The 11,201-nt window shown below is 51.1% G+C and carries 10 protein-coding genes, 1 tRNA gene and 2 rRNA genes (1 of these 13 cut by a window edge); 1 reads left to right on the top strand and 12 read right to left on the bottom strand.

The window, feature by feature from the left end; translation table 11 throughout:
- Positions 1-165: 165 nt before the first annotated feature.
- The gene (tadA, locus tag NYE48_RS00450; protein ID WP_281422529.1) at positions 166-630 is read left to right on the top strand and encodes a tRNA adenosine(34) deaminase TadA; all 465 of its coding nucleotides are present in this window, start codon (positions 166-168) and stop codon (positions 628-630) included.
- 147 nt (positions 631-777) lie between these two features.
- On the opposite strand, the gene NYE48_RS00445 is transcribed toward tadA, so the two are convergent.
- The 12 genes from NYE48_RS00445 to NYE48_RS00390 form a co-directional block, all read right to left on the bottom strand.
- Positions 778-1,863: a DUF6612 family protein gene (locus NYE48_RS00445; protein ID WP_212952380.1), complete on the bottom strand. Its 1,086-nt coding sequence runs from the start codon at positions 1,861-1,863 to the stop codon at positions 778-780.
- Positions 1,864-2,158: 295 nt separating this feature from the next.
- Positions 2,159-2,314 carry a small acid-soluble spore protein P gene (locus NYE48_RS00440; protein ID WP_212953313.1) on the bottom strand — a complete coding sequence of 52 codons (156 nt, stop codon included), beginning with the start codon at positions 2,312-2,314 and terminating at the stop codon, positions 2,159-2,161.
- Between the two features lie 22 nt (positions 2,315-2,336).
- Positions 2,337-2,513 carry a hypothetical protein gene (locus NYE48_RS00435; protein WP_197070057.1) on the bottom strand — a complete coding sequence of 59 codons (177 nt, stop codon included), beginning with the start codon at positions 2,511-2,513 and terminating at the stop codon, positions 2,337-2,339.
- Positions 2,514-2,533: 20 nt separating this feature from the next.
- Positions 2,534-2,878 (bottom strand): hypothetical protein, encoded by a 345-nt coding sequence (locus NYE48_RS00430; protein ID WP_036714758.1) that lies wholly within the window; start codon positions 2,876-2,878, stop codon positions 2,534-2,536.
- A gap of 213 nt (positions 2,879-3,091) precedes the next feature.
- Positions 3,092-3,180, bottom strand: a tRNA-Ser gene (locus NYE48_RS00425).
- 74 nt (positions 3,181-3,254) lie between these two features.
- Positions 3,255-4,541 (bottom strand): serine--tRNA ligase, encoded by a 1,287-nt coding sequence (gene serS, locus NYE48_RS00420; RefSeq protein WP_340996180.1) that lies wholly within the window; start codon positions 4,539-4,541, stop codon positions 3,255-3,257.
- A 303-nt stretch (positions 4,542-4,844) separates the two neighbouring features.
- Complete coding sequence (pdxT, locus tag NYE48_RS00415) at positions 4,845-5,423, bottom strand: pyridoxal 5'-phosphate synthase glutaminase subunit PdxT (RefSeq protein ID WP_212953206.1); 579 nt, start codon at positions 5,421-5,423, stop codon at positions 4,845-4,847.
- 19 nt (positions 5,424-5,442) lie between these two features.
- On the bottom strand, positions 5,443-6,324 hold the full coding sequence (gene pdxS / locus NYE48_RS00410) for a pyridoxal 5'-phosphate synthase lyase subunit PdxS (protein ID WP_036714760.1): 882 nt from the start codon (positions 6,322-6,324) through the stop codon (positions 5,443-5,445).
- 59 nt (positions 6,325-6,383) lie between these two features.
- Entirely contained in the window at positions 6,384-7,763 is a 1,380-nt protein-coding gene (locus NYE48_RS00405) for a D-alanyl-D-alanine carboxypeptidase family protein (RefSeq protein ID WP_445324050.1), read from the bottom strand.
- 160 nt (positions 7,764-7,923) lie between these two features.
- The gene (gene guaB, locus NYE48_RS00400; RefSeq protein ID WP_340996176.1) at positions 7,924-9,381 is read right to left on the bottom strand and encodes an IMP dehydrogenase; all 1,458 of its coding nucleotides are present in this window, start codon (positions 9,379-9,381) and stop codon (positions 7,924-7,926) included.
- A 457-nt stretch (positions 9,382-9,838) separates the two neighbouring features.
- Positions 9,839-9,955: ribosomal RNA gene (rrf, locus tag NYE48_RS00395) — 5S ribosomal RNA — on the bottom strand.
- Positions 9,956-10,216: 261 nt separating this feature from the next.
- Positions 10,217-11,201 (bottom strand): 23S ribosomal RNA (locus NYE48_RS00390); it runs 1,945 nt beyond the window's last position.

Here is an 11,201-nt window from a genome sequence, read left to right as displayed (position 1 = left end):
ACAATTTGTGGATAAATCTGTGTGCAATTAAAAAGTTATCCACAATTATATGCACAGCATGTTAACAAACGAATGCCTGTTCGCTGAATAAACCGCGATTGGAATTTAAGGGGGATTTATATTTTGGAAGAACATTTGAATCATCCTCTTTCTGTGGATGAATCTGTGGATAAAGCTGTGCATGAACGGTGGATGAAAGAAGCCATCGCGGAGGCCAAGAAGGCTGAGGCCATCGGAGAAGTGCCGATCGGCGCGATCATCGTCCGGGGCGATGAAATTATCGGCCGCGGCTACAACCTTCGCGAAACGTCCCAAGATGCGACCGCGCATGCCGAAATCGTCGCTATCCGCCAGGCAAGCCAGGCGATCGGCGCTTGGCGATTGCTGGACTGCCGTCTTTATGTGACGCTCGAGCCTTGCCCGATGTGCGCCGGGGCGATCGTTCAATCCCGCATTCCGCATGTCATTTACGGAACCGGAGACCCCAAGGCAGGCTGCGCCGGCACGCTGATGAATTTATTGCAGGAGCCCCGGTTCAATCACCGCACGGAGCTCACGGTCGGAGTGTTGCAGGAGGAATGCGCAACCATGCTGACGCAATTTTTCCGCAAACTGCGGGGGAAGGCTTAAAACACCAATAGCCCGAAGGCGCTTTTAACTTACGCTAACGATACCACTAACTTTCCAAACATGTCGTCTCCGCAAAACCGCCATCTAACAGCAAAAAACCACCCGGTTCGGGAAGTGTTCCCGACCGGGTGGTTTTGTTTGTGAAGCTTAGTATGCGGCTCCGCCCATTTTTTCTTGCAATTGCTCCATCGTAATGATGTCGCCTTCTTTTGGAATACCGATTTTGAACGTTTGTTTTTCGTTGATCTTGCTGTACTGATTCGTCAATTCCATCGACAGTTTCATGTTTTCTTTTGTCTCAGGATCGTTCATTTCAACATTGATGGCAGCGTTCTGGTAAGAAGGGAAATCCTTCTTGTCGATCGCCGTGTTGATGTTGAACTGGTTGATTTTCAGATAGTTCTTCAGTTCGTTCAGACCTTTGCTCACTTCGTCTTTGTTTGCGGAGGTCAGATCCTTTTTGGCCTCTTCGATTTCTTCTTTCGTCAGGCCAACCATTTCGCGGTATTCGTCTTTTGCGATAATGTCGAGAATTTTAGGAAGTGCTTTGTTGACGAAAATTTCCGCTGCTTCTTTTACGTTTTCGTCCGATACGCTGAACTGCACGACTTGTTTTGCTTCTACGCCTTCAGGCAGGTTCGCGTCTTTCGTGTTAATGTCTTTGAAGTATTTTTTGCCGTCGTATTCCTCGAACAACGCGTTCAACACTTCATTGGACAGCTGCTGAGCTTTTTTCTGATCCAGGGAATCCGGATTGAACGTCGTTCCGCCTTGTTCCGCCAATTCCTTCATGTCCAGCACGAGGTATTTGTTCACCACGTCTTCCGGAAGCGGCAGCATCGGAATGCTTGGAATTTTGACGTACAATTTCTCTTTGGTCATTACCATCGGAATGCTGAAGTTCATCGACATATCGCCCTTCAGATTGATTCCCATGGTCATCTCGGTTTGCATTGGATCGTTTTGATATACCCCATCGATTGTCAATTCGGCGTTTTTGAGCATGCTCATGACTTGGCTGGCAGCTTCATTGTCGGCAGTTTCCTTGCTGGATACCTGCAGATCTTTGATAACCACCTTGCTCTTCATTTCGTACGAAGTCATTTTCATTGCATTCCCGGTGGCGCTCTTCATGGCGTCTTTCGGGTCCTGCTTGCTTGTGCTGCATCCCGCAAGTACCAATGTCAAGGACATGATCAGCGTAAGCATCAGGACTGCAAACTTCTTGTTCATTAATTTCTCTCCTCTCTTTCTCTAGGGCAAAATAGCACACCTTTTCATCATAAACCACTTTCAGGATAACGTGAACAGTTTTTTGGAAATTTTATGATTGGAAAATAATTAATTTCCTTTTTTACCTGCTTTGTGAGCTCACACTGCTTAATACGTCAAATGTCACTCCAAGGTTGCAAAATTTCAATAAACGTTGATGTATAAATGTTTATTTGCGTAAAAAAACAATAAAAAAAGCCCTTCGGCCGGTGCCAAAGTGCTTTTTTCGTTTCCAATAATGTCGTTTGAGGCGAGGTTAACCTTCTCTATTCAAATGATCCACATGATTACGGTTTTTTACTTTTTTCGATCCGGAGAGAGGCTCCTGCATCGTGTTTTCGCGATCGCGGCGATGGTGCCGCTGCTCCTGGCGCTGCGCTTCCGGCACGGGAATGGCCTTCGGTTTGCTCATCTGATTTCACCCCAATCTCGGATTAAGAGTGCTGATGGGTCAAGTCTGTCGTTTTGTCGTGATTCAGCGCATCCTGATGCCTGCGGTCATTGGTATCCTGCTGGATCTGCTGGGCGTGATGGCTGTTAACCCGGGTCTGGTCCAAATCCTCCACAACATTGCTCAGGTTTTTATCCAAACCGTTTTTCGCTTTGGTCATCTCTTTCCCTCTTTTCCCTGTTAAACGTGATGAGTCACATCGTGAAGCGCCTGGGCGCATTCATGAATCTGGCGGGTGTAACCTTGGGTCATGTCCTGAATGACCTCGGTGCGCTCATCCACCGTTTGCCCGTCGCGTTCCACGTCGACCAGATCCACCTTGACCTCCCGCGTATCCAAGTAGGAGCACTGAAAATCAAAGGAATACATCGTGCGTCCAGCGGAATCGATGTGAATTCGGAGCGCGTTCGGATTCGCCTCATCCGCAAACACCTGGGCGGAGTCCGACGGGTCAAGGTTTTGCGGCAGCTGCGATCGCCAAGCCTGAACCAGCTGATCTTGATCGAGTTGAAATTCTCGGTTCATTTCATCACACCTCCCCTGCTCTTTTAATGTGCGGAGAAGGCAACGGATTTATTCGCTTCCCGGCCAAGGAGACGTGCGATCCGGAATGCCATTTGTACCCTAACGATGATTGAAAAACATGGTGATGGCTGCAAAGCAGCGCATGAACACGGCATTATGAACAATAAAAAAGAAGCCATTCCGTTTCGGATGACTTCTGTCGTTTACGATATCTGGCGGAGAGGATGGGATTCGAACCCATGTGGGCTTGCACCCTAACGGTTTTCAAGACCGCCCCGTTATGACCGCTTCGGTACCTCTCCAGATGGTATAAATATTAAAGGTTACGTTAGGCGTAACAAAAATATCATACCATAGTTTATTTTATTGTTCAAGCTTATTTCTGTTTAGGAGCGATCACTTTGACATTGCCCATGTAAGGCTGCAGAACGTCCGGAACGACCACGCTGCCGTCTTCTTGCTGATAGTTTTCCAAAATGGCCGCAACCGTCCGGCCGACCGCCAGCGCCGAACCGTTCAGCGTATGCACGAATTCAGGTTTGGCCTTCGGCTCCGGACGATACCGGATATTGGCCCGGCGCGCCTGGAAATCCTCCGTATTCGAGCAAGACGAGATTTCCCGGTACATGCCGCTCTCAGGCAGCCATACTTCAAGGTCATACGTTTTGGCGGCGGAAAAGCCCATATCCCCCGTGCTCAGCGCCATGACGCGGTATGGCAGCTTCAGAAGCTGCAGGACGTGTTCGGCGTCGGCCGTCATCTTTTCCAGCTCTTCATACGATTTCTCAGGGTCCACGATTTTAACCAGCTCTACCTTGTTAAATTGATGCTGGCGAATCAACCCGCGGGTATCCCGTCCTGCCGAACCGGCCTCCGAACGGAAACAGGAGCTGTAGGCCACAAAATGCTTCGGCAAATCCTCCACCGTCAAAATCTCGTCGCGGTAGTAGTTCGTTACAGGCACCTCGGCAGTAGGAATCAGGTAATATTCGGTGTCGCGGATCTTGAACAGATCCTCTTCGAACTTAGGAAGCTGCCCCGTCCCGCGCAAGCTGTCGCCGTTGACGATGTACGGAGGCAGCATTTCTTCATAACCGTGCTCTCCGCTGTGAAGATCCATCATAAAGTTGATTAATGCACGCTCCAGACGTGCTCCCAGCCCTTTGTAAAAGGTAAAGCGCGAGCCCGTTACTTTAGCCGCCGCTTCAAAGTCCAAAATATCAAGCCCCTGCGCGATGTCCCAGTGAGCCTTCGGCTCGAAATCGAACGTTCTCGGCTCGGACCAGCGGCGGATTTCGACGTTGTCCTCTTCGGAAGCGCCTACAGGAACGGACTCGTGCGGGATATTCGGGATCGCCATCATCAGTTCGGAGATAGAGGCTTCGAGTTCGCGGATCTCCTCGTCCATAGCTTTGATCCGATCCGACACCTCGCGCATCTCCAAAATCAGCTCTTCCGCGTCTTCCTTATTTTTTTTGCGCTTGGCCACTTCGCCCGACACGACGTTGCGGCGGTTTTTCAGCGCTTCGCTTTCCTGAAGCAATTCTCTGCGGCGCGTGTCCAGCTCGGGGAAACCGGCGATCAAATCGAGCGATTTGTTGCGGTTTTTCAGCGCTTGTTCGACTTTCCCAAAGTCGGTCCGCAATATTTTTACATCCAGCATTCCAAAATTCCTCCCAAAATGGTTACATGTATCCGGCCGGAATCCTCGAATCTACGTGAAGGAATTCCTCAGCGTACATCTTCTATTGGCATACCTTCCATGAGCCAAACCATATTCCTGCATGTTCAAAAAAATAACCCCGACCCTTGTGGGTATATCGCTTCAGCCCGCCAATCCCGGTCCGGCCGGAATCGGCAAGCTGAGCAATCCCCTTATCCAAAGCTTACCCTATTTGGAGGCTTTAGATATCATAAAAAGAGTCAAGGTGTCTGTCATGTTATATATCGGCACTAAAGCAGGGCTTTATGACGCTTGGCCGGCTTTTACCATATCCACGAAATATTGATGGAGCCGGTAATCGTCGGTCAGTTCCGGATGGAACGAAGACGCCAGCAAATGCCCCTGTCTTGCCGCCACGATCTCTCCGTTGTAAGAGGATAACACATCCACTTGGTCCCCTACGCTGCGGATGAGCGGGGCACGGATAAACACGGCCCGAACCGGCTCGTTAATGCCTTTGACGTCCAGATCGGTTTCAAAGCTCTCCCGTTGGCGTCCGAATGCGTTCCGGGCTACGGTGATATCCATGAGCTCCAAATGGGCTTCTTCCTGGCCTTCAATCGTTTTGGCGAGCACAATCAAACCTGCGCAGGTTCCGAAAATCGGTTTGCCAGCCGCGGAAAACTCGCGGATCGCATCGATAAAATCGTATTTGCGCATCAATTTGCCGATCGTTGTGCTTTCGCCGCCGGGAATGATCAGGCCTTGGATATCCTGCAGTTCTTCCTTTTTCTTAATGGCGACGCCTTCGGCGCCGGCCAGCTCAATGCTGCGAATATGCTCTGCTACGGCACCCTGCAGTGCCAGCACCCCGATTTTCATATGTCTCAAGCCTTCTCTCTTACCAGCCGCGGTCCGACATCCGTTCAGCCGGACTCAGCTTCGAAATCTCGATGCCTTTCATCGGAGTTCCCAGGTTCTTCGATACTTCGGCGATCAGTTTGTAGTCTTGGTAATGCGTTGTCGCTTCCACGATCGCGCGGGCGAATTTTTCAGGGTTGTCCGATTTGAAAATACCGGAGCCAACAAACACGCCGTCGGCGCCCAAATGCATCATCAGCGCAGCGTCAGCCGGCGTAGCCACGCCGCCCGCGGCGAAGTTGACCACCGGCAGCTTGCCGTTTTCATGCACGCCCAAAAGCAGATCGTAAGGCACGCCCAAGTTTTTCGCTTCTGCGTACAGCTCGTCCTTGGACATGCTTTGCACTTTGCGGATTTGGCTGTTGATCAAGCGCATATGGCGAACGGCTTCGACGATATTGCCCGTTCCCGGCTCGCCCTTCGTACGGATCATCGATGCGCCTTCGCCGATCCGGCGCAGCGCTTCGCCAAGGTCTTTGGCTCCGCACACGAAAGGAACGGTAAAGTCCCATTTATCGATATGGAATACTTCATCGGCAGGAGTCAACACTTCACTCTCGTCGAGGTAGTCGACGCCCAGGGATTCCAGCACTTTCGCTTCCACATAATGACCGATGCGGGCTTTCGCCATGACCGGAATGGATACCACTTTCATTACTTCCTCGACGATCGTCGGATCGGCCATGCGGGCTACGCCGCCTGCTGCGCGAATATCGGACGGTACGCGCTCCAAAGCCATAACGGCCGTCGCACCCGCCGCTTCAGCGATTTTTGCCTGCTCGGCATTCATGACGTCCATGATGACGCCGCCTTTTTGCATTTCTGCCATGCCTCTTTTTACTCTCGAAGTCCCTGTTTCCATGTCCACGCCTCCCGAAATGTGTATCATCTCAATCTATAAGCTAATGCTTTTTGAATATCTTAAAAAAGATTTTTTATTCCGTCAAACAAATCGGCAAACATTTCTCCGATGGCCCGGAAGAACAAACGGAACCAGCTGCCCTTTTCGACATCCTCGGAGGTCACCAGGTTTACCGTCTTGGTCTGTGCCTGGTCCATGCCTTCGGCTTTGTACGTATACGTAATCGTTCCAACCTTGGTCCCTTTTTTGATCGGCGCTACCAGTTCGGCAGCATCGAGCTTCGTTTGGAACTTCACGCCTTTCGCGTCGCCGCCTTTCGGCACGACGAAGCTGACATCGCCGTCGCTGACGACCCCGACTTTAGTCTCTACGCCTTTTTTGACGGGAACGGTGTCCAATCCTTCGACTTTCGATTTTCCGGGTACGACCTGCTTGACTTCGAAGTTATCGAAACCAAAGTCCAAAACTTTTTTCGTCTCCGTGAACCGGTGAGCCTCGGAATCGGCCCCCATGACGACGCTGATCAATCGCATGCCGTTGCGTACGGCCGTGCCCGTAAAGCAGTTGCCCGCATTCTGGGTGTGCCCGGTTTTCAGGCCGTCCAAACCCGGATATGCATAAGCTTTGAAATTCGGGATGTTCTTATTCGCTTCCAGCATCCAGTTGTAGTTCACGATGGGTGCTTTATCGCGCTCCCGGAATTTGTACGATTGAATCGCCGTATATTTGGCGTAATCCGGATGGTCCTTCACGATGTGCATGGCGAGAATGGCCGCATCCTTCGCCGACATGACGTCTTCCTTGTCCGTATCCGGCCGGAATTTGGCAGGCATGTCCTTTTTATCAAGGCCGGTCGCATTAATGAAATGCGCGGTTTTCATGCCCATTTGCTTGGCCGTTTCGTTCATCAGCTTCACGAATTCCTGTTCGGAACCGGCTACGCGTTCGGCCAGGGCCACCGTCGCGTCATTGGCCGAGCCTACAGCCATGGCGATATACAGTTCCTCAACCGTATGAACATCTCCCTGATTCAAAAAAATACGCGAACCGGTAGTTAATTTGGGATTTTCCCCTACCGTAACCTTATCCGTCCATTTCAGCTTCCCCTGCTTAACCTGTTCGGCAACGATATACTCGGTCATCATTTTGGTCATGCTTGCCGGCGGAAGCGGCTCGTCGGCATTCATCGACAAAAGCACTTGCCCCGTTGAAGCTTCGATCAAAATGGCGGATTTTAAATTCAGCTCCGGCTTCTGGATGCTTCCTGCTACCGTAGTCGTACTGTTCGTTGTAGCAGTCGTGCTTGTCTGCTCCTTCTCCGCAAACACCATGGTGGCCGGCAAAGCGGAAAGGCAAAGCATATTCAAAAGCATAACCGAGGCTATGCTCTTTTTAACGAGGTGACGTTTGTTCTTCTTATGGCCGGAACGGCCCGACAACTTCCATTTCTTACTCAATGAATTGTTAACTCCCCTCTTGCCCATTGAAATCTTACTTGTTCTATTCTATCACAGGGGATTAAGCAAAAAAAGACAGACAGGCCTAAATTCGGCCTGTCTGTACAAGAAGATGTTGGTTAAGTGCAAATCATCTTCGGTTTTATACGGAGTAGTTCGGAGCTTCTTTCGTGATTTGGACGTCATGCGGATGGCTTTCGCGGAGCCCTGCGCCGGTAATCCGTACGAATTGGGTGTCTTCGCGAAGTTCCTCGAGATTTTTCGTTCCGCAGTATCCCATGCCGGAGCGAAGGCCGCCGATCAACTGATGGATCGTATCCTTCAGCGGGCCTTTGTACGCTACGCGTCCTTCGATGCCTTCCGGTACGAGCTTCTTATCGTCGTCCTGGAAGTAGCGGTCCTTGCTGCCCTGCTTCATAGCGGCCATGGAGCCCATGCCGCGGTATACCTTGTAGCGGCGTCCCTGATAAATTTCAGACTCGCCCGGGCTTTCTTCCGTGCCGGCAAACATGCTGCCGAGCATGACCGCATGGCCGCCTGCAGCCAATGCTTTCGTAATCTCGCCGGAATATTTGATGCCGCCGTCGGCGATGAGCGGAATGCCGTATTCGCGGGCGACTTTCGCGCAGTCGTAAATGGCAGTGATTTGCGGTACGCCGATACCGGCAATCACGCGCGTCGTACAAATGGAACCAGGTCCGATGCCCACCTTAACGACGGAGGCACCGGCTTCGATCAAGTCGCGTGTGGCTTCGCCGGTAGCGACGTTGCCTGCAACGATCGTAAGTTCCGGATACAAGCCGCGAAGCTTACGGACAAAATCAAGGATATTGATGTGGTGTCCGTGCGCGGAATCGACCACAATCATGTCGACGCCGGCTTTTACCAGCGCTTCCGCGCGGTCAAGGCCGTCCTTGGAAATACCGATCGCTGCGCCGACCAACAGGCGTCCTTGCGCATCCTTCGCCGCATTCGGGAATTGGATCGCTTTTTCGATATCCTTGATCGTGATAAGGCCTTTCAAAACGTTATTATCGTCAACCAAAGGAAGCTTCTCGATTTTGTGCTTCTGCAGGATAACCTCAGCCTCTTGCAGCGTTGTGCCGACCGGAGCCGTAACCAGGTTTTCCTTCGTCATCACTTCTTTGATTTGAATGCTGTAATCGTGTACGAAACGCAGGTCGCGGTTCGTCAAAATCCCCACCAGCTTATGCTGCTCGTCCACAATCGGCACGCCGGAAATGCGGAATTTCGCCATCACTTGCTCGGCATCGGAAACAAGGTGATCAGGTGTCAGGGAGAATGGATTCGTAATAACGCCGCTTTCGGAGCGTTTTACGCGGTCTACTTCTTCAGCCTGCTGCTCAACGGGCATGTTCTTATGGATAACGCCAATCCCGCCCTCTCTGGCGATCGCGATAGCCATGGCGGATTCGGTAACGGTATCCATACCGGCACTGATGAGCGGAATGTTGAGCTTCACATGCTTGCTTAATCTCGTGGACACGTCCACTTCCTTCGGCAGCACCTCAGACTTGCGCGGCACCAGCAACACATCATCAAAAGTAAATCCTTCTTTACTGAATTTGTCTTCCCACACCTTGGAACTTCCCCCTCATTGTCATGTATTGTATTCGTCAAAACCCTTATACTACAAGGCTTGAAAATCATTTTCTGAAAATATATTATTGCCATCTTAGCAAAGGCCCTGCGAAGCTGTCAAGGAATTGAGGATGGTAAAACAAACAGAAAATGCACTTGTCTAATACCCGAAAATACATGTCCACTGGTAAAAGACAACGATTCAAAAAAAGACATCTCTGGATGGGATGTCCAATGTTTGCAGGCCAATGATCAAAACATATTCAAGCGGCCGATCTTAATGCCATCAACTTTGCCTCGGAGCACCCGCCACATCTTAGCGTTATTACAATAGGCTATTATTATGTGGCAAAACGCCCATTCATAATCCGCCGACCTTCCCGAGCTTCAAGAAATCGCCCAAACATGGATAAATAAAAAAACCACCGTCGATTGTTCATCAACAGTGGTCCTTCGCTTGGCAGCGTCCTACTCTCCCAGGACCCTTCGGTCCAAGTACCATCGGCGCTGGAGGGCTTAACGGTCGTGTTCGGGATGGGTACGCGTGGAACCCCTCCGCTATCGCCACCAAACAGGATTTTTGCGCTGCTTTTGCTTCGGAGATCACTCACCAGCAAAATATCCATCCTCTAAAAGGATTTGCAGCTTCAAAATCATTCAGATGTTTGATCACCTGAAAACTAGATACGAAACGTTTTGCGTTTTAATTTCCGTAGCATTTCCCGGTTTTTGTTCCGGGCCCCGCCAAAGTACTCGGAATCAGCTACGAAGCTGCTCTTCACTTTGGTGGGTTTGTTCATGCTTCCGTAGCGAGCTTTCTTTCAGAAAGCTTTTAGGATAAGCCCTCGACCGATTAGTATTGGTCAGCTCCATGCATTGCTGCACTTCCACCTCCAACCTATCTACCTCGTCGTCTTCAAGGGGTCTTACATACTGGGAAATCTCATCTTGAGGGGGGCTTCACGCTTAGATGCTTTCAGCGCTTATCCCGTCCGTACGTAGCTACCCAGCCATGCTCCTGGCGGAACAACTGGTGCACCAGCGGTACGTCCATCCCGGTCCTCTCGTACTAAGGACAGCTCCTCTCAAATTTCCTACGCCCACGACAGATAGGGACCGAACTGTCTCACGACGTTCTGAACCCAGCTCGCGTACCGCTTTAATGGGCGAACAGCCCAACCCTTGGGACCTACTTCAGCCCCAGGATGCGATGAGCCGACATCGAGGTGCCAAACCTCCCCGTCGATGTGGACTCTTGGGGGAGATAAGCCTGTTATCCCCAGGGTAGCTTTTATCCGTTGAGCGATGGCCCTTCCATGCGGTACCACCGGATCACTAAGCCCGACTTTCGTCCCTGCTCGACTTGTAGGTCTCGCAGTCAAGCTCCCTTCTGCCTTTGCACTCTTCGAATGATTTCCAACCATTCTGAGGGAACCTTGGGGCGCCTCCGTTACTCTTTAGGAGGCGACCGCCCCAGTCAAACTGCCCGCCTGACACTGTCCCCGTACCGGATCACGGTACCAGGTTAGAACCTAGATACGATCAGGGTGGTATCCCAACGTCGCCTCCACACAAGCTGGCGCTCATGCTTCTTAGGCTCCCACCTATCCTGTACAGATCGTACCCAAATCCAATATCAAGCTGCAGTAAAGCTCCATGGGGTCTTTCCGTCTTGTCGCGGGTAACCTGCATCTTCACAGGTATTAAAATTTCACCGGATCTCTCGTTGAGACAGCGCCCAAGTCGTTACGCCATTCGTGCGGGTCAGAATTTACCTGACAAGGAATTTCGCTACCTTAGGACCGTTATAGTTACGGC

The organism is Paenibacillus sp. FSL M7-1455 (genome assembly GCF_038004655.1).
In the GTDB taxonomy this organism is placed as follows: Bacteria; Bacillota; Bacilli; order Paenibacillales; family Paenibacillaceae; genus Paenibacillus_AQ; species Paenibacillus_AQ cookii.
The sequence above is the reverse complement of the archived record's forward strand: the minus strand, read 5'-3'. Positions and strand labels throughout refer to the sequence as shown.

Excerpts from the sequence above, each read along its gene's own strand:
- NYE48_RS00445 (WP_212952380.1), bottom strand. The coding sequence starts at position 1,863 with ATGAACAAGAAGTTTGCAGTCCTGATGCTTACGCTGATCATGTCCTTG.
- NYE48_RS00440 (WP_212953313.1), bottom strand. The coding sequence starts at position 2,314 with ATGAGCAAACCGAAGGCCATTCCCGTGCCGGAAGCGCAGCGCCAGGAG.
- NYE48_RS00435 (WP_197070057.1), bottom strand. The coding sequence starts at position 2,513 with ATGACCAAAGCGAAAAACGGTTTGGATAAAAACCTGAGCAATGTTGTG.
- NYE48_RS00430 (WP_036714758.1), bottom strand. The coding sequence starts at position 2,878 with ATGAACCGAGAATTTCAACTCGATCAAGATCAGCTGGTTCAGGCTTGG.
- serS (WP_340996180.1), bottom strand. The coding sequence starts at position 4,541 with ATGCTGGATGTAAAAATATTGCGGACCGACTTTGGGAAAGTCGAACAA.
- pdxT (WP_212953206.1), bottom strand. The coding sequence starts at position 5,423 with ATGAAAATCGGGGTGCTGGCACTGCAGGGTGCCGTAGCAGAGCATATT.
- pdxS (WP_036714760.1), bottom strand. The coding sequence starts at position 6,324 with ATGGAAACAGGGACTTCGAGAGTAAAAAGAGGCATGGCAGAAATGCAA.